Consider the following 19,006-nt stretch of genomic DNA (forward strand, 5'->3'; position numbering starts at 1 on the left):
GGCATCGCGATCAGGAAGTGATGCGTCAGGTTGATGGGCGCAGAATCGAAAGACATGTTCCAATTTTAACGGTGAACATGGCACCCCACTCCGAGCCCTCCTACCCCAGCGGCCTTGTCTGGTTCCGGCGCGACCTGCGTGCGCAGGACCAGGCCGCGCTCTACCGCGCGCTGACCCAATGCCAGCAGGTGTATTGCACCTTTGTTTTTGACCGCGAGATCCTCGACGCCCTGCCACACATGGACCGGCGCGTGGCGTTCATCCGCGAATCGCTGGTGGAGCTGGATGCATCGCTGCGCACCCTTTCGGGGCATGGCCAGGCTGGGCTGATCGTGCTGCATGCAGTGGCCAGCGAGGCCATTCCCACGCTGGCAGACACGCTGGGGGTACAGGCCGTGTTTGCCAACCACGATGACGAGCCCCAGGCCCTGGAGCGCGACGGCCTGGTGCGCACGCGGCTGGCTGCTGCGGGAAGGGCTTTTCACACCTTCAAGGACCACACCCTGCTGGAGCGCAGCGAGGTACTGACGCAAACCGGCAGCCCCTACAGCGTGTTCACGCCCTACAAGAATGCATGGCTGAAAAAGATCGATGCCTTTCAGCTCAAAGGCTACCCCGTGGAGCGCCACACGCACCGCCTGGCACCACGCCCACCACAACTGGGCCAACCGGTGCCCACGCTGGCAACGTTGGGGTTCGAGCCCGCCCCGGCGTCACAGCCCAAACTACCCACCGGTGCCAGCGGTGCGCGGCAGCTGTTCGACGATTTTCTGCGCCGCATCGAACGCTACGGCGACACGCGCGACTTTCCGGCCATCAAGGGCCCCAGCTACCTCAGCGTGCACCTGCGTTTTGGCACCCTCTCGCCGCGCCTTGTGGCCCGCACCGCGCACCGGCTCATGAGCGAAGGCAACCCCGGCGCCGCCACCTGGCTCAGCGAGCTGATCTGGCGCGACTTCTACTTTCAGATCCTCTACCACCACCCCCACGTGGTCGGCCACAGCTTCAAGCCCGCGTACGATGCCATCGCGTGGGAATCAGGCCCAGAGGCTGACACGCTGTTTGCGGCCTGGTGCGAGGGCCGCACGGGCTACCCGCTGGTGGATGCCGCCATGGCACAACTCAACCAGACGGGCTATATGCACAACCGCCTGCGCATGGTGGTGGCCAGCTTTCTGGTGAAGGATTTGGGGCTGGACTGGCGCCGGGGCGAGGCCTACTTTGCCACGCACCTCAATGACTTCGATCTGGCCGCCAACAACGGCGGCTGGCAATGGGCCAGCTCCAGCGGGTGCGATGCCCAGCCGTATTTCCGCATCTTCAACCCGGTCAGCCAGAGCGAGAAGTTCGACCCACAGGGTCAATTCATCCGCCGCTATCTGCCGCAACTGGCAGGGCTGCCCGCCAAGGCATTGCATGCGCCCTGGCTGGCGCGCCCGTTGGAGTTACAGGAAGCAGGGATTCAGTTGGGTAGCAACTACCCGTGGCCGGTCGTGGACCATGAAGCCGCGCGGCAGCGGACACTGGCGCGGTATGCAGTGGTGAAGACGGCCACAGCAGCCTGAAGCGCTGCGCACCACAGGCCCGCCCGAAAAGGCAGAGCCTGTGGATGCGTGCGGGGAGCCGGTCAGGCCTCCGCAGCCGCCGCGATGCGGGCGTAGTGCTGAATCAGGCTCAGCAGCTCTTCGTCCGAATAAGGCTTGCCCAGATAGTGGTTCACGCCCAGTTCCATCGCATGCTCGCGGTGCTTTTCGGCGATGCGCGAGGTGATCATGATGATCGGCAGGTCACGCAAGGCACCGTCTGCACGGATGTTGCGCGCCAGATCGAAGCCATCCATGCGGGGCATTTCGATGTCCGACAGCACAACGGTGGGGCGCTCGTCCTGCAGCCGCTCCAGCGCCTGCAGGCCATCGGCCGCCAACGCCACGCGGTAGCCTTCGCGCTGCAGCAGGCGCTGCGTAACGCGGCGCACGGTGATGGAATCGTCCACCACCAGCACCAGCGGCACCTGACTGGCCCCCGCCAATTGGGGGGATACCACGGATTTGCCCGTGCCAGCACCATCGCCACCATCCGCCTCGGCAACGGGAGCCATGCCCTCGCTGGCGGCGCGCACCTGGTCGCCATACACCGTGGCCAGCGCCACGGGGTTGTAGATCAGCACCACGGCCCCCGAAGCCAACACCGACATCCCGGCCAACCCTGGCAGGCGAGACAGTTGCGGCCCGAGGTTCTTCACCACGACTTCCTGGTTGCCCAGCACTTCGTCCACGTGCAAGGCGATACGCTGCGCCGCGCTTCGGAAGATCACCACGGGGCGGGTCTTGCCCGCAGGCTCGTTGCTGCGCACAGAGGACTGCAGCAGCGCGCCCGACCAGAAGAACGGAATTTTTTCCGTGCCGTCGTCAAAGACGCCTGTGCGGTAGGCCTCCTCCAGATCGGCCATCGAAGTACGGCGCACGATTTCCACCACGTTGGCGGGAACGCCCACGGCCAGGTCACCGCTGCGCAGCATCACCACCTGCGTCACCGCCGTGGTCAATGGCAGCACCATGCGGAACGCGGCGCCCTTGCCCGCCTCGGTCGATGTCTCGATACGGCCACCAAGCGCATTGATTTCAGAGCGGACCACGTCCATGCCGATACCACGCCCGGCCAGGCCCGTCACCTCTGATGCTGTGGAGAAACCAGGCATGAAGATCAGATTGGCCGCATCGCCATCGCTGAGTTCCACACCGGGCTCTACGATGCCCTGCGCCATCGCCTTTTCGCGGATACGGGGCAGGTTCAGGCCTGCGCCGTCGTCGCGGAATTCGACCGAAACGTCGTTGCCTTCGTGGTGCAGATCCACCGTGATCGTTCCGGACGCCGATTTACCTGCGGCAACCCGCACCTCGGGGTCTTCAATGCCGTGGGCAACGCAGTTGCGCAGCAAGTGCTCGAAAGCGGGTGTCATGCGGTCCAGCACACCACGGTCCATTTCGATGGAGCCGCCGGTGATGTCCAGCTTGATTTGTTTTCCGGTTTCCTTGGAGGCCTGGCGCACCACAGCGTAGAGACGCTCGGCAATGCCCTCGAACTCCACCATGCGGGTGCGCAGCAGATCGCGCTGCAGCTCCCGCGCCTGGCGGCCCTGGGCGATCAGATCGTCTTCGGCGCCTTCCATGGCGCGCTGCAGGTTGCGCTGCACCGTGGCCACGTCGTTCACCGACTCGGCCATCATGCGGGTGAGCTCCTGCACACGTGTGAAGCGGTCGAACTCCAGCGGATCGAACCCAGCGGCCGAGTCCTTCGACAAGGCCAGGCGCGACTGCATCTGCGATTCGGCCTGCACTTCAATATCGCGCAGTTGCTGGCGCAACCTGTCGAGGTTGCCCGAAAGATCCGTGAGCGAGCCACGAAACTGCCCCAGGCGCGCATCCAGGCGCGAACGGCTGATCATCACCTCGCCCGCCTGGTTGACCAAGCGATCAAGCAACTGCGCACGCACACGCACCGACTGGCTGGCAGCCACGCGCAACGGCGCAAGCTGCGAAGGGCCAGGCAGGCGCACCGCGGGAATCGCCGGGGTGGCGGGAGACACGTTTTTCGTCGCCGCCGCAGCGGGAGCCACGGACTCCTCGGCCGCGTCCAGGCGGCTGCGCGAAGCATCCACAGGCATGGAGACCACCGTATCGGCGGGCCCTTGGCCAATGGCACGCAGGGCATCGAAGTTCGCTTGCAGGCCGTCAAAACTCGCTTGCAGAGGATCGATTTGGTCAGCCGTTACCGTTTCGACATCCAGATGCTCGATCGCGGATTCCAACCGGTGGGCCATTTCGCCCAGGCGCATGGCACCGGCCAGACGCGAGCTGCCCTTGAGCGTGTGCAGGGCACGCAACACTTCGCTGCGGGCGCTGAGGTTGTCGGGCCGCGAGGCCCACTGGCGCAGCGCGCCACCCAATTGGGGCAACAACTCCGCAGCTTCTTCCTCGAAGATCGGGAACAGGTCCGGGTCGATGACGTCGATGGCATCGATGTCGTCGTCCACGTCCGAGGACAACGCCACGGCATGGGCGATAGCGTCGTCGATCAATTGGTCCTGATCATGGGCCACCACAGACAGCGCAGGCGCCACATGGCCTTGCGCAACAATGGCCGGAGCGGGCTCCAGGGTTGCCTCGGCAAAAGCTTCAGGCTCGTCGTCAGACGGCGGCGCGGCGAGCTCCTGCTCTGCGACCACGGGCTCTGCCATATCGACCGGGAAAGCCTCCGCGGCATCCTCCTCAGGGGGCGACAAGGTGGTGACCACCTCGGCTTCCAGGATCTGGCGGAGTTGCTCCAGCACCTCCTCGTTGGGCTCCTTGAGGAATCCTGCAGCAAACTGGTGCAACAGGCGGCGGATGTCTTCTGCCGCGCCCATGAAAGCCAAGGCCTGCTCCGCGGTGCCACCGGACTGCAACTGCACATGCTGCATGGCATGTTCCAGCCGCCGCGCGAGCTCTGACAACGCAGAGAAGCCCACGGTGGCAGAGCTGCCGGCCAGCGAATGCGACAGCGCCACCGCCATGTCGGGCAGAGGCTCATGCAGTTCCAGCGACCACTCCTGCAGGCAAGTGACCAGACGGCGCGACCATTCGTCGGCCTCGTTCAGGTACACGTTGTACAGCGGAATGCTGATGCGCAACGAATCAATCACCTTGACGGCTTCGTCGTTGGCGATTTCCTCCTGCGGCGGCAAGGCCTCCAGAAGATGGGCCATTTCCGGCGCGGGCTCGGCTGCCTCGGCATCGCTCTCGATGGCCGCAGAAGGAGGCGCGGGCTCTACAGCGTCTGCGTCGTCCAGCAACCGCTCCAAGGCTTCGATATCCAGGGTTTCCGGTGCAGGGTCCGACACCTTTGCTTCGGCGCTGATGTCGTCGTCGAACTGGGAAGGCACCTCGATAAGGCCGTCCACCAGCGGCTCCGCTGCCGCTGCTTGCACGTGGGCCTCATCAACAACTGCGGGCTCTGCGGCAGGCAGATCCAGATCGGGCAGTTCGAGGTCCAGCACGAAATCGGCACTGGAAGGGTCCACCACAGCGGGTTCAGCCGACGCCTCGTTCAGCGCAGCGCTGAAGACAGAGAAGTCGATGTCTTCGGCCACCTCGGGCACCGCAGGCACCTGCGCTTCGGGTACGTGGTCCGAAATCTCGGTGGCCTGGAAATCCAGCATGGCCAACTCGTCTTCGGTCAGTTCGGCGACCTCGTCAGCCACCGGCTCCACAGACTCAGCAGGCACTGGCACCACGGGTTCCTGCGCCAGTTCCACGGCAGGCTCGGATTCGGCCTCGGGCACAGCGGCTGCAACCGGTGCCGCCGCGCTGCCACCAGGCACCATCAATGGGACCAGCGTGCCGTCAAGGCGCATGGCATCTGCCGACTTGCGGAAGGTTTCCGTGTCCCAGCCAGCCGCGCTGCCTGCAGCAATGTCATCAGCCCATCGGCCAAAGGCTTGCAAGGCGTCCGAGGACAGTTGCAGCAACCCAGGCTCCATCGGCTTTTGCTCGGCGAGCCAGACGTTCAGGACCTGCTCCATCGACCAGGCGGCTTCGCCGAAGTCATTGAGGCCCACCATGCGCGAGCTGCCTTTGAGCGTATGGAACGCGCGGCGCAGCGTGGTCTGTTCGCTGAGATTGCCTGGCTCGTCCTTGAGCACATCGATAGCGGCCAAACCGTTGACCACCACCTCGCGCGCTTCCTCCAGGAACACATCCAGAAGCTCGTCTTCCACCTCGGGCCCAGGCTCTGGGGCCTTGGCAGAGGGCGCTGGAGCATCAAAGGAGATGTCTGATGCCAGGGCTGCGGGCTGCGACGGCGCACCACCATCGGCTGCGGACTCAAAATCGAGGAAGGGCGCGAAATCCGTAGGGGCGCTGACCTGCTCCGGCACCGGAAAACGGGGCAGTACATCGGGCACAAGAGTGGCAGAGCGCCCCTCCAGTCGGGTAGGTGCCTCGTCCATGGCATCAGACGCACGCGCACGGGTCTTGCCCATGAGAATGCGCAGCTCTCCCAACTCCTCGTCATACACAAAAAGCTTGCGCGCCATGGTGCGCTGGTAGCTCAGCATATCGATCAGGAAGCCCAGGGCGCCCAAGCTGTTGCCGAGCTTCTCGAAAACCGCTTGGCGGCCTTCTGCGGGCACTTCATTGATGAGCAACCGCTCTACCGTGTCGCGCATACGGACCACCGCCAGGGAGGCCTGGTCCAGCCCGAGCACCGACAGCACGCCACGCATCTGAGCGAGATGTCCGGGCACGGTGGCCAAGACGGCCGTGTCCGTGGGGTTGCGGAAAAACTGGTCCATGGCTTTTTCAGCCTCGCCCAGGGTGACACGCAACTCGTCCACCACGCTGCCCATGGTCTGGTTGTCGCTGACCCGGCGGTACAGCTCCTCCATCCAAGGCTCCAGCGGCTCTGGCTCCGCACCGGCGCTCACGGCATCAAGACGCTCCGCCAGGCGGGCGGCACGGGCTTCCATCTGGTCATCAGCGGCATCCAACTCTTCAAACGCCGCTTGCAGATACAACACCGAGGTCGCAACCTCCATCGCCAAGGCCGCAGATGGCGGCTCGCCCGAACGGGTGGTGGAGTCCAGCGCGCGCGTCAGCGCCTGCGCCAGGTTCTCGCTGCCAGGGTGCAGCTTGCGCAGCGAATCACACACCAGGCTGAACTGGTCTGCCGCTGGCTTGAGCTTGTTGCGGTCGCCGCCAGCCAGCGCAGACCATGTCTCTGTGGCAGCGGCAATGCGCTTGCGCGCCTGGGCCAACACCGCTGGATCAAACCGGCCAAAGCGGGCGGTTTCATAGTCCACGGGTTTGAAGCGATCAAGGCCAAACGCCTGGCGCACGGCCTGCAGCGAGGGCGCGGCATCGTCGGGCAACTCCGAGATCTTGGCTTGTGCGCAGAAGAAAAGCAGATCCTGGACCAGACGGTCCACAATGGTCGGGTCACCTTTGGCAAGCGTCGCATACTGCATCAACACACGCGATGCCACACGCTTGACGTACACATCGGGAGGCAGCAGGCCAAACCCGAATGCTTCAAAGAAACCGGCGCAAATCTTCCAGAAAGCGCGCGACTGGCGATCCGTTTGCGCAGCCACGAAACGAAGACAGGTGTCCCGCAGACTCAACGACGCCTTGAGATCGCCCGACTTGACAATGCGCAACACGGCCGCATCCAGGCGCGCGCGCGCCTCGGCCCCATAGGGCAGCGGCGGCATGTTCACGACCCCCTCGGGTTCGCGGAAACGGCGCTCCACGGGCCACAAGTCCGCAGGATGCACACGATCAGCGCCCGCGAGCGCTTGTGCGTCACGGTACTGCGGGAACAGTGCCACGGGCGAGACCGATTTGCCTGCCAGCACGGTCTCAAGGTATTCAATCAGCGCAAAACTTGCGCGCTCGATCACGGCCGCAGCTTCGTCGCTGCAAGTTTCGGGGCGTTGAACAAACTTCTGGACAGCCGACTCCATGGACCGAAGGACCAAAGCCGGGGGCCCCATGCCCACCATCTCCAACGCACCGGAAGCCTGGTGCAGTTGCTGGCGCGCAATGCGCAAGGCGCCAGCGTCCAACGCAGCCAGATCGGACTCTCGCGCGACTTCGGCATCGCGCACGAAACGGCGCATGGCCTTGACCGCGCCGTCCAGCGATTTACGCAGTTCGTCAAGCACCCAAGCCAAAGGACCCAGGTCTTGATCGGTCTGGGTCCCTTCTACGGCCGGCGCATTATTGACATCAATAGATGACATGGATTCGTCCCCGGCTGCGATGAGCCAGCTGGTTGATGGCTACTGCTGTCAGGCGATCTTGAACCGGGCCACCGATTGGCGCAGTTCTTCAGCCATGTGCGAAAGTTCGCGGACCTGTTGCGCCGTAGTGCGGGTACCTTCACCCGTCTGCTCGGTCACCGCGAAAATGTGCTGAATGTTGTCGGCCACTTCATTGGCCAGAACTGCTTCTTTGGAGGTCGAAGACGAAATCTGCTCAATCAGTTCGGCCAGGCGGCGCGACACGCGGTCAATCTCGGTCAGAGCGGTACCGGCGCTATCAGACAGTCGGGCCCCTTCCACCACACCCTGCGTGGAACGCTCCATAGCGGCCACGGCATCCTGCGTATCGGTCTGAATGGCTTTCACCAGGGCCGAAATCTGGCGCGTAGCGTCAGCGGAACGTTCAGCAAGACGCTGCACTTCTTCCGCCACCACCGAGAAGCCGCGACCGGCTTCACCGGCGGACGCGGCCTGGATGGCTGCGTTCAGAGCCAGCACGTTCGTTTGTTCGGTAATGTCGGAAATCAGCTCCGTGATTTCACCGATCTCCTGCGAGGATTCGCCCAGGCGCTTGATGCGCTTGGAGGTGTCCTGGATCTGGTCGCGGATGGAATTCATACCGCCGATGGCGTTCTGCACGGCTTGCAGACCAGAGTCAGCGGCTTGCAGCGATTGGCGGGCCACCGTGGCGGACTCTTGCGCCTGCGTGGATACTTCGTTGATTCGGGTCGCCATGTCCAGCACCGAGCGGCCGGTTTCGCGAATTTCGCGCAGTTGTTCCGTCGAAGCTGCCAACAGTTCGGTGGAGGTGTTGTCCACCTGGGCGGTCGTCTGCGCCACGCGGGTCGCTGTGTTCTGCACGCTGCCCACCAGTTGGCGCAGTTCTTCCACCGTGTAGTTCACCGAGTCGGCAATAGCGCCAGTGATGTCTTCCGTCACCGTGGCTTCTTGGGTCAAGTCCCCTTCAGCAACCGTTTGCAGTTCGTTCATCAAACGCAAAATGGCGGCCTGGTTGGCGTCATTGACGCGCTTGGCTTCCTGCTCCTGGCGCTTGGCATCCTTTTGCTGCGTTTCGGCAGCGTTCTGACGGCCCCGGCTGTCCAGCAGTTGAACACGCGAAATGCCGATACCGCACAGCAACACGAACAGGCCAGCCAGCACCAGGGCAGCGACTTGACCGGCACCCAAACCGGTTTGGGCGGACAGCTTGCTCTGCAAGCCTTCCAGTTGGCGGCGCAGTGGTTCGCTGTCGGCAATGATGGCCGATTGCGCTTCACGGGCAGACACCAGGCCTTGCAGGTTGCCCAGAATGGCGCTGGCCTGCGTGCGGGTCTGCTCATAGAGCTTGATCAGCGCTTCGAGCTGTTCGCGGGTTTGCGCGTCCTTGGTGGCGGCTAGGCGCAGCTCAGGGCTGCCATCCAGCAGGCCTTGGGCGATTTCCTTGAAAGAGTTCAAGTCCTTGCCCAACAAGAACACGGCCTCGGGGCTGACGCCCTCCATGGTCTGGAATTCGTTGGCCGACTTACCAATACGCTGGGTCAACATCACCAACTGACCAGCAGCGGAGATTTCCGCGGCCGGGGCATTTTGCTGCAGCTTGAGCGAAGACACCGTCTCGGCGATTTCCAGCAGGTCGGACGATTGGCGGTTGATGGTGCGCAGAGCATCACCCACCTGGGTCAGAATCTTCTGCTGCCCCATCACGACGCTGGCGTTGCGCTCTGCGCGCTCCATCAGCGGATTGACGGCATCCAGGTCCGGCTTGAAAGGCTCGCCCAGCGACTGCACGCCCAGTTCGTTGTCACCCGCGTTCAGGGCGCGCACATTGCGCGCCAGCACGCCAGAGCTTTCCACCACGTCAGGGAAAGCCTGCGGGCTCCCCACCAGGGCCTGCGACACTGACTTGGCCAGACGCTGCGACTGCATCAGCGACTGACCGGTAGCAGCGAGCTGCTGCGCGGAGCGATCGGCCTGCTGCAGCACCCAAAAAGCAATGGCGCCCAGCACCAACACACCCACGGCCAACAAGGCCAGCAAGCGGCGCTGGTGGCCTGCGGGGGTCGAGCGCCCCAAAAGGGGCAGGGAAATCAGGTCGTCATCTGTCTCGGCCGCAGCCTGTTCGGGCGCATATCCATCGGGATCACCCTGCACGCTGTTCATGGCGTCCACCTGGTAGGACTCGCGCAACTGCGAGCCATCCAGCGAACCCGTGGCCAGGAGGTCCTGCCCATCGTCAGCCGCACTGACGGCCACGCCTGTATCCGACGCGGTGGGTTTCCGGTTGAACAGTTTTCCAAATTGATTGACGACGGACATGGTGCAGCCTTACAGAAAAACTCAAGCACTGATGCTCAGGAAAGCGGAATTTTGGGACAGGATCTGCAAGTTCAGCTCCTGCCAGCGTGTGCCGCTGGAATCGATATAGGTGGTACCAAAGAAGCTGGGCGCATCCTCGGCAGGCGGCTCAGACGAGACAAAGGCATCGGTTCCGCGCAGCCCCGCCAAGCGGTCTACCAGCAGCGCGGCGTTGACTTCCAATGCCGCGTTGAAGGCCAACAAGCTGGCTTCAGCCAAGGCCTGCTCGGTGCGTGGCGCCTCAGAACCCATGAGCCCTGCCAGGTCCACCACGCCCACCAAACCGCCACGCAGGTTGGCAACACCCAGAAACCAGCTCTGGGTGTAAGGCACGGCCTGGACGGAAACCCAGGGGAAAATCTCGCCGGACTGCCCTAGCGGCAGCAAGTAGAAATTCCCGGCGGACTCCACGGCCAACCAGGATGAAACAGACGTGCCTTCGCTTTTCGCAGCCTGAAGGCGACTGGCAAGTCGGGTCTGGAGCTCTCTTAGGGCTTCGCGATTGGCCATGAACGCACGCGGCCTTAGTTCAGAGCGTCAATTTTCGCCTGCAACTCGGCGGGATCAACCGGCTTGGTGATATAGCCACGCGCCCCTTGGCGCATGCCCCAGACGCGGTCTGTTTCCTGGTTTTTGCTGGTGCACATGATGATGGGTACATCGGCATACAGCGGGTCACGGGTAATGGCACGCGTGAGCTGAAAACCATTTTGGCCTGGCATGACCACGTCCATCAAAATCAGGTCGGGTTTTTCTTCGGCCAAACGGCGAAATGCTTCGTCAGCATTTTCTGCAGTACGAACTTGCATGCCTTTTTTCTGAAGCAGGTCCGTCAAAAACATCAACTCGGTCTTCGAGTCGTCGACGACCAGTACTTTCTGAATGGGCATTACATGGCTCCTTGTTGGGAATTGCCAAACTGTTGAACGGCCTGCAACAGTTGGTCTTTGGTAAATGGCTTGGTGAGATATTCCTGGCAGCCGACCATGCGCCCGCGCGCCTTGTCGAACACGCCGTCCTTAGAAGACAGCATTACCACCGGAGTATCTGCAAAACGGGCATTGCGCTTGATGATGGCGCAGGTCTGGTACCCATCGAGCTTGGGCATGAGGATGTCGCAAAAAATCAGCTGTGGCTGGTAATCATTGACCTTGGCCAAGGCATCGAAGCCGTCATCGGCCAACAATACCTCATGCCCCCCTTGTTTGAGAAAAATCTCGGCGCTTCGGCGGATGGTATTGCTGTCATCCACCACGAGCACTTTGAAAGATGCGCCTGTTGTAGTCAATTGTCACTGCTCCCGATGGAGAAAATAAACAACGCCGCAGCAAATAGTGCTGAGGCGTCTCAAATCTGAACCATCTCGAAATCTTCCTTGCGGGCACCACATTCCGGACAGGTCCAATTCATTGGGACCTGGTCCCATGGTGTGTTGGGAGCAATGCCGTGCTCGGGCGAACCCTCGGCCTCGTCATAAATCCAGCCGCAAATCAAACACATCCAAGTTTTAGAGTCGGTCACAGCTTAAAGGGCCTTCACATAGAATGCAACGATTGTATCTAGTGATCTCAGCCGCCTGCAGCTTCCGTGCCACCCTTTCAGCAGGATCTGGTCCATGACCATCAAAGTATCTCCTCCCCCCTCAGAAACCATCGATATTGAAGACGACGGCGCGGAAGAAGCGAGCCCGGCCTGTGTGCTCGTATTCAATGCCAGCGACCCCAGCGGTGCCGGGGGACTGACCGCAGACATCACCACCATTGCCTCGGTGGGCGGGCATCCGATTGCGGTGGTCACTGGCGCGTACGCCCGCGACACAGCACAAATTTTTGACTATTTCAGCTTTGACGACGAGGCCGTGGCCGAGCAGGCGCGCGCGGTGCTCGAAGACCTGCCCGTGCAGGCCATCAAGGTCGGATTTGTGGGGAGCCCTGAAAACATCAGCGCCGTCGCCGAGATCACGACCGACTACGACGAAGTGCCCGTGATCGCCTACATGCCCAACCTGTCATGGTGGCGTGACGAGCTGATCGACGAGTACCTGGACGCCTTCCGCGAGCTGCTGCTACCCCAGACCTCGGTGTTGGTTGGAAACCACAGCACGCTCTGGCGATGGCTGCTGCCCGACTGGACGGGCGACCGAAGCCCCACCGCCAGGGACATTGCCCGCGCGGCGTCCGAGATGGGCGTGCCCTACACCCTGGTCACCGGCATCCCTCTGCCCGAGCAGTTCGTCGAAAACGTGCTCGCTTCGCCCCAAACCGTGCTCGGTAGCGGCAAGTTTGAGCTGTTCGACGCCACCTTTTCGGGTGCGGGCGACACTTTGTCGGCCGCACTCACCGCCCTGGTGGCCAGCGGCAACGACCTGGGCGAAGCCACCAGCGAAGCCCTGGGCTACCTGGACCGCTGCCTGGACGCCGGTTTTCGCCCTGGAATGGGCCACATCGTGCCCGACCGCATGTTCTGGGCACAGCCGGATGACGAAGAAGCCGCTGGCGACGAAGAAGAACCCTTGATTGACGAAGCACAGGCCCTTGAAGGCTTTGTGATGCCACCCCATGACACCAAACACTGATCTCAATATTCCCCTGTTCGAGCGCGCCAAGGCGCTGATCCCCGGCGGCGTGAATTCGCCCGTGCGGGCCTTCAAGGCCGTGGGCGGCACACCGCGCTTCGTCAAACGCGCGCAGGGCGCCTACTTCTGGGACGCCAACGACCAGCGTTTCATCGACTACATCGGCTCCTGGGGCCCGATGATCCTGGGCCACGGCCACCCGGCGGTGCTTGAAGCCGTTCAGAAAGCCGCACTGGAGGGCTTCAGCTTTGGCGCGCCCACCGAGCGCGAGGTCGAATTGGCCGAGGAGATTCTGAGCCTGGTGCCATCGATGGAGATGATTCGCCTCGTGAGCTCGGGCACCGAGGCGGGCATGAGCGCGATCCGCCTCGCGCGTGGCGCCACGGGCCGCAGCAAGTTCATCAAGTTCGAGGGCTGCTACCACGGCCATGCCGACTCGCTCTTGGTCAAGGCCGGCTCGGGCCTGGCCACGTTTGGCAACGCCACCAGCGCGGGCGTGCCACCCGAGGTGGTGCAGCACACGCTGGTGCTCGAGTACAACAACATCCCGCAGCTTGAAGAAGCCTTTGCCCTGCACGGCAAGGAGTTGGCTTGCGTGATGATCGAGCCCATTGCGGGCAACATGAACTTCGTGCGTGCCAGCGTGCCCTTCATGCGCCGCTGCCGCGAGCTGTGCACGCAGTACGGCGCGCTGCTGGTGCTCGACGAGGTGATGACGGGCTTTCGCGTGGCCCTGGGCAGCGCGCAAAGCGTGTATGCCAAGGCCATCCCCGGCTTCAAGCCCGACCTCACGGTGCTGGGTAAGGTGATCGGCGGTGGCATGCCGCTGGCAGCCTTTGGCGGGCCGCGCGCCATCATGGAACACTTAGCGCCCCTGGGTGGCGTTTACCAGGCGGGCACGCTGTCGGGCAACCCCGTGGCCACGGCCTGCGGCCTGGCCACGCTGCGCGAGATCAAGAAACCCGGTTTCTTCGATGCGCTCTCGGCCACCACGCGCTCGCTGGTCGATGGGCTGGCCGCTGCGGCCGCCGCCGAAGGCGTGCCCTTCAGCGCCGATTGCGAGGGTGGCATGTTCGGCTTCTTCCTGATGCCCGCGCTGCCCAGCAACTACGCCCAGGTCATGAAAACCGATGGTGCGCGCTTCAACCAACTGTTCCATGGCCTGCTTGATCGTGGCATCTATATAGCGCCTGCGCTGTACGAGGCCGGTTTTGTCAGCGCAGCGCACACGCCCGACGACATCGCCACCACCGTAGCAGCCGCACAGGATGTATTCAAAGAACTATCAAAATGATAGCTGTTAACGCTTTACCAATAAGCGCTATAGGCTATTTTTACTAGTATTTTCCAGCGCGAACCGCTGCAGCATTCACAACAGCCCCCGCAATTCACGGGCGGCCTCCTGCAACAGCGGCAACATGTCGCGCTGCAAGCTGCTCTCATCGACCTGTTTGGGCGACGCCACCACATTGAGCGCGGCCACCGTGTCGCCTTGCAGATTGCGCAGAGGCACGGCCAGCGCGTGCACGCCCAGCTCATGCTCCTCCACCGCCAGGCAATGGTCGTTGCGCCGTGCCTGTGCAATGGCTTGGCGCAACAGGCTGACCTGGGTGATGGTGTGGGGCGTAAGCCGCTGTAACGTGCAGGCCTTAAGCCAGGCCGTGAGCTCGGCGGACGGCAGCGCCGCCAGCAGCACCCGCCCGGTGGAAGTGGGGTGCGCAGGCAACCGCGCGCCCAGGTGCAGGCCGTAGGCGAGCACACGCGACGGCGCGCCATACACCCCGCTGCGTGCCACGATCACCACCTCGCGGCCATCCAGCACCACGGCCGAGAACGACTGCTGCGTCTGCGCCGCCAGCCGGTTGAGCGTGGGCTGCAGCACGCGCGGCAAACGGGCCGACGCGAGGTAGCTGCCCGAAAACCGCAGCACCTTGGGCGCTAGCCAGAAGTAGCTGCCATCCGTCTCCAGATACCCCAGGTGCGCCAGCGTCAGCAGATGCCGCCGCGCCGCAGCGCGTGTGAGGCCGGTGCGCTGCGCTGCCAGCGTGGCATTCAGGCGCTGGCGCTCGGTGTCAAAACTCTCCAGCACGGCCAGTCCCTTGGCCATGCCTTCGATGAAATCTGCCTTGGCAATAGGAACGGTAGTCATACGGGAATCGTGGTTGGCCGCTGGATGGGGTGAAGCTCGCCAGGCGGCAGAAGATTGCGCGATGATCGCACAACCTCTCGAATCATCGCCCGATAGCGGTGCGAGCAGGATGAGAATTGACATGAATCAACCTACGCTTGACCTTGTTCCTTCAACGCGTTTCCGTGAGGTTGACCCCATGCGTACCCAGGTTGCTATCATCGGCGCAGGCCCTGCCGGCCTGCTGCTCGGCCAGTTGCTCTACCAATCCGGCATTGACGCCGTCATCATCGAACAACGCAGCCCATCCTATGTGCTGGGCCGCATCCGCGCAGGCGTGCTGGAGCAGGTCAGCATGGACCTGCTCGATCAAGCTGGCGTCGGCGCCCGTGCCCACGCCGAAGGGCTGCCCCACGACGGCATCGAATTGCTGTTCAAGGGCCAGCGCCACCGCATCGACCTGCACGCGCTCACCGGCGGCAGCCGCGTCATGGTGTACGGCCAGACCGAAGTCACCCGCGACCTGATGGACGCCCGCGCCGCCGAAGGGCTGACCACCGTATACGACGCGCAGAACGTGGCGGTCGAGGGCTTTGATGGCAACCATCCCGTGGTGCACTACGAGAAGGACGGCGTGAAGCACCAGTTGGCTTGCGACTTCATCGCGGGCTGCGATGGCTTTCACGGCGTGTGCCGCGCCAGCGCCCCGGCCGATGTGCTCAAGACCTACGAGCGCGTGTACCCCTTCGGCTGGCTGGGTGTGCTGGCCGATGTGCCGCCCGTCTCGCACGAGCTCATCTACGCCAACACCGAGCGCGGTTTTGCGCTGTGCAGCATGCGCAGCGCCGCACGCAGCCGCTACTACCTGCAGGTGCCGTCCACCGACAAGGTGGAGCAGTGGAGCACCGAGCAGTTCTGGGCCGAGTTGCGCAACCGGCTCGACCCAGAGGCGCGCGAGCACCTGGTCACCGGCCCGGCGCTGGAGATGAGCATCGCCCCGCTGCGAAGTTTTGTGGCCGAGCCCATGCGTTTTGGCCGCATGTTCCTCGCGGGCGACGCCGCCCACATCGTGCCGCCCACCGGCGCCAAGGGCCTGAACCTGGCCGCCAGCGACGTGGGCTACCTGTGGAACGCGCTGTCCGAGTTCTACAACGACCAATCAGCCGTGGGCATCGACACTTACTCCGACCGCTGCCTGCGCCGCGTATGGCGCGCCGAACGCTTCTCGTGGTGGTTCACCTCGCTGATGCACCGGTTTCCCGACACCGGCGAGTTCGGCCAGAAAATGCAAGAGGCCGAGTTGGACTACCTGGTGAACTCACGTGCTGCGTCCACGTCACTGGCCGAAAACTATGTGGGGCTGCCGATGGACTTCGGGACCTGACGATCGCCCAACAAAAAACGGCTTCCGAGGAAGCCGTTTTTTCATGGTGTCTCACCGATCAAGATCAGTGACGGAAATGGCGCACGCCGCTGAACACCATCGCCACGCCGCGCTCATTCGCAGCGTCAATCACCTCGTTGTCGCGCATCGAGCCGCCGGGCTGGATCACACAGGTGGCGCCTGCATCGACCACCACATCGAGGCCGTCACGGAAGGGGAAGAAGGCATCGCTGGCCACCGCCGTGCCCTGCAGGGTCAGGCCTGCATGGCCCGCCTTGATGCTGGCGATGCGGGCCGAGTCCAGGCGGCTCATCTGGCCCGCGCCCACGCCCATGGTCATGCCGCCTTTGCAGAAGACGATGGCGTTGCTCTTGACGTACTTGGCCACCTTCCAGGCGAACAGCAGGTCTTCCATTTCTTCCAGCGTGGGCTGCTTCTTCGTTACGACCTTGAGGTCGATGAGCGACAGTTCGTGGTTGTCGGCAGTCTGCAGCAACAGGCCCGAGCCGATGCGCTTGGCATCCATGGCATTGCGGCCGCGCTCCCAATCGGTGGCGCCACCGTGTGCTGGCAGCGCGATCTTGAGCAGGCGCACGTTGGCCTTGGTTTTGAAGATCTCCAGCGCCTCGGCTGTGAAGTCGGGCGCCATCAGCACTTCGACGAACTGCTTGCTGACCTGGGCAGCCGCCGCACCATCGACTGCGCGGTTGAACGCGATGATGCCGCCGAAGGCGCTGGTGGGGTCGGTCTGGAAGGCCTTGCTGTAGGCGCTCAGGGCATCCAGGCCCACGGCCACGCCGCAGGGGTTGGCGTGTTTGACGATCACGCAGGCGGCGGCCTCGAAGCTCTTCACACATTCCCAGGCCGCGTCGGCGTCGGCGATGTTGTTGTAGCTCAGCTCCTTGCCCTGCAGCTGCACGCCAGTGACCAGTGAGCCCGGCGCGGGGTGCAGGTCGCGGTACAGCGCGGCCTGTTGGTGGCTGTTTTCGCCGTAGCGCAGATCCTGCACCTTGGTGAAGATGCCATTGCTCTGTCCGGGGAACTGGGCGCGCGTGGGCACGTAGGTTTCCGACAGTTTTTCTTCTTCGAACGTCACCGACGACAGGTAGTCGCTGATGGCACCGTCGTACTGGGCGATGCGGTTGAACGCGGCCACCGACAGCGCAAAGCGCAGCTTGTCAGACAGCTTGCCGCCCGCCTTCAGTTCTGCCAGCACGGCCTCGTACTGGTCGGCCGAGGTGATCACGCCCACGTCCTTCCAGTTCTTGGCGGCGCTGCGCACCATGGCGGGACCGCCGATGTCGATGTTCTCGATGGCGTCAGCCAGCGTGCAACCGGCCTTGGCCACGGTGGCTTCAAAAGGGTAGAGGTTGACCACCAGCAGGTCGATGGTGTCGATGCCATGTTCCTTGAGCGCTGCCATGTGTTCGGGCAGCTCGCGGCGGGCCAGCAGGCCGCCGTGCACCTTGGGGTGCAGGGTCTTCACGCGGCCGTCAAGCATCTCAGGGAACTGGGTGACTTCGGCCACCTCGGTCACGGGCAGGCCCTTGTCGGCCAACAGCTTGGCGGTGCCGCCGGTGGACAAGAGCTTGATGCCCAGCGCATGCAAAGCTTGCGCGAATTCGACGATGCCGGTCTTGTCGGAGACGGAGAGGAGTGCGTTCATGGTACGGGTGGGAGAGTTTGAATAAAAACAGGGCCTAGCGCTTATTCATCAAGCGCTAGTAGCTATAAATTAGATAGCAAATGACACAACAACGTCAGAGCAGCTTGTGCTCCACCAATTTCTTGCGCAGGGTGTTGCGGTTCAGGCCCAGCCATTCGGCGGCGCGCGACTGGTTGTTGTCGGCATGGGTCATCACCACCTCCAGCAGCGGTTTCTCAACCACACGCACCAGCATGTCGTACATGCCATCAGGCGTCTCGCCACCCAGGTCGCGAAAGTAGCCTTGCAGGCTCTCGCGCACGCATTCTTCTATGTGTTTCTTGCTCATGCAGCCAATCCCTCTTGTTCTTCTGGTTCTGCATCCACGTCACTGGCAGCGGGCAGCCGGTCCATCTGTAACGCGAGGGCGTCCAGGTGGTCGGCCACGGCCTGCCACTGCGTGGTGCAGTCTTCGATCGTATTGATGTGTTGCCTGAAGGCCTCGCCGCCGGGCAGCGCACGCAGGTACCAGGCAATGTGCTTGCGCGCACTGCGTACCCCGGTCAGCTCGCCATACAGGCGGTAGTGGTCTTGCAGGTGGTCCAGCAACAGGCGCCGCACCTCGGCCACCAGCGGCGGCGCCAGGTGCTCGCCCGTGGCCAGAAAGTGGCCGATCTCGCGGAAGATCCAGGGCCTGCCCTGGGCCGCGCGGCCGATCATGATGGCGTCGGCGCCGGTGACGGCCAGCACATCGCGCGCTTTCTCGGGCGAGGTGATATCGCCGTTGGCCACCACGGGCACGCTCACCGCAGCCTTGACGGCGGCGATGGTGTCGTACTCTGCGTGGCCCTTGTAGCCTTGCTCGCGCGTGCGGCCATGCACGGTGAGCATCTGGATGCCGACCGACTCGAACTGCCGCGCCAATTGCACCGCGTTCTTGTGCTCCTGGCACCAGCCGGTGCGCATCTTCAGCGTGACAGGCACGTTGAAAGGCGCGCAGGCCTGCACCACGGCCTCGGCGATTTCTACCGCCAGGGCTTCGTTCTGCATCAGCGCCGAGCCCGCCCACTTGTTGCACACCTTCTTGGCCGGGCAGCCCATGTTGATGTCGATGATCT

The 19,006-nt window shown here is 63.3% G+C and carries 14 protein-coding genes; 4 read left to right on the forward strand and 10 right to left on the reverse strand.

The window, feature by feature from the left end; translation table 11 throughout:
* The first annotated feature begins 77 nt into the window (after window positions 1-77).
* Window positions 78-1,565 (forward strand): deoxyribodipyrimidine photo-lyase, encoded by a 1,488-nt coding sequence (locus Q0105_RS07740; protein WP_298210449.1) that lies wholly within the window; start codon window positions 78-80, stop codon window positions 1,563-1,565.
* 62 nt (window positions 1,566-1,627) lie between these two features.
* Here Q0105_RS07740 and Q0105_RS07745 read toward each other — a convergent pair whose 3' ends face one another.
* Genes Q0105_RS07745 through Q0105_RS07770 form a run of 6 tightly spaced genes read right to left on the reverse strand, consistent with a single transcriptional unit; the run spans window position 1,628 to window position 11,677 of the window.
* Window positions 1,628-7,780 (reverse strand): Hpt domain-containing protein, encoded by a 6,153-nt coding sequence (locus tag Q0105_RS07745; protein ID WP_298210452.1) that lies wholly within the window; start codon window positions 7,778-7,780, stop codon window positions 1,628-1,630.
* A gap of 48 nt (window positions 7,781-7,828) precedes the next feature.
* A complete protein-coding gene (locus Q0105_RS07750) occupies window positions 7,829-10,117 on the reverse strand; it encodes a methyl-accepting chemotaxis protein (protein ID WP_298210454.1) in 2,289 nt (762 codons plus the stop codon).
* A 21-nt stretch (window positions 10,118-10,138) separates the two neighbouring features.
* A complete protein-coding gene (locus tag Q0105_RS07755) occupies window positions 10,139-10,666 on the reverse strand; it encodes a chemotaxis protein CheW (protein ID WP_298210456.1) in 528 nt (175 codons plus the stop codon).
* Window positions 10,667-10,680: 14 nt separating this feature from the next.
* Entirely contained in the window at window positions 10,681-11,046 is a 366-nt protein-coding gene (locus Q0105_RS07760) for a response regulator (RefSeq protein ID WP_010459520.1), read from the reverse strand.
* The gene (locus Q0105_RS07765; RefSeq protein ID WP_005796099.1) at window positions 11,046-11,444 is read right to left on the reverse strand and encodes a response regulator; all 399 of its coding nucleotides are present in this window, start codon (window positions 11,442-11,444) and stop codon (window positions 11,046-11,048) included. Before Q0105_RS07765 ends, Q0105_RS07760 begins: the two co-directional genes overlap by 1 nt.
* Window positions 11,445-11,503: 59 nt before the next feature.
* Entirely contained in the window at window positions 11,504-11,677 is a 174-nt protein-coding gene (locus Q0105_RS07770; protein ID WP_082836248.1) for a rubredoxin, read from the reverse strand.
* A 94-nt stretch (window positions 11,678-11,771) separates the two neighbouring features.
* Between Q0105_RS07770 and Q0105_RS07775 the strand changes: the two genes are divergently transcribed.
* Entirely contained in the window at window positions 11,772-12,731 is a 960-nt protein-coding gene (locus Q0105_RS07775) for a bifunctional hydroxymethylpyrimidine kinase/phosphomethylpyrimidine kinase (protein WP_298210462.1), read from the forward strand.
* A complete protein-coding gene (hemL, locus tag Q0105_RS07780; RefSeq protein ID WP_298210464.1) occupies window positions 12,715-14,025 on the forward strand; it encodes a glutamate-1-semialdehyde 2,1-aminomutase in 1,311 nt (436 codons plus the stop codon). Before Q0105_RS07775 ends, hemL begins: the two co-directional genes overlap by 17 nt.
* A gap of 75 nt (window positions 14,026-14,100) precedes the next feature.
* On the opposite strand, the gene Q0105_RS07785 is transcribed toward hemL, so the two are convergent.
* On the reverse strand, window positions 14,101-14,880 hold the full coding sequence (locus tag Q0105_RS07785; protein ID WP_298210466.1) for an IclR family transcriptional regulator C-terminal domain-containing protein: 780 nt from the start codon (window positions 14,878-14,880) through the stop codon (window positions 14,101-14,103).
* A gap of 178 nt (window positions 14,881-15,058) precedes the next feature.
* Between Q0105_RS07785 and pobA the strand changes: the two genes are divergently transcribed.
* Window positions 15,059-16,243, forward strand: coding sequence for a 4-hydroxybenzoate 3-monooxygenase (gene pobA / locus Q0105_RS07790; RefSeq protein WP_298210467.1), 1,185 nt, complete (start codon window positions 15,059-15,061; stop codon window positions 16,241-16,243).
* A 64-nt stretch (window positions 16,244-16,307) separates the two neighbouring features.
* Here the strand turns inward: pobA and purH are convergent, their stop codons facing one another.
* The 3 genes from purH to Q0105_RS07805 form a co-directional block, all read right to left on the reverse strand.
* A complete protein-coding gene (purH, locus tag Q0105_RS07795) occupies window positions 16,308-17,909 on the reverse strand; it encodes a bifunctional phosphoribosylaminoimidazolecarboxamide formyltransferase/IMP cyclohydrolase (protein ID WP_298210468.1) in 1,602 nt (533 codons plus the stop codon).
* Window positions 17,910-18,003: 94 nt separating this feature from the next.
* Window positions 18,004-18,237, reverse strand: coding sequence for a Fis family transcriptional regulator (locus tag Q0105_RS07800; protein ID WP_063458953.1), 234 nt, complete (start codon window positions 18,235-18,237; stop codon window positions 18,004-18,006).
* Window positions 18,234-19,006 (reverse strand): tRNA-dihydrouridine synthase (locus Q0105_RS07805; RefSeq protein ID WP_298210471.1); only part of this gene is annotated, 773 nt, incomplete at its 5' end. The genes Q0105_RS07805 and Q0105_RS07800, both read right to left, overlap by 4 nt.

It is taken from the genome of Acidovorax sp. (assembly GCF_027492855.1).
Classification (GTDB): Bacteria; Pseudomonadota; Gammaproteobacteria; order Burkholderiales; family Burkholderiaceae_C; genus Acidovorax.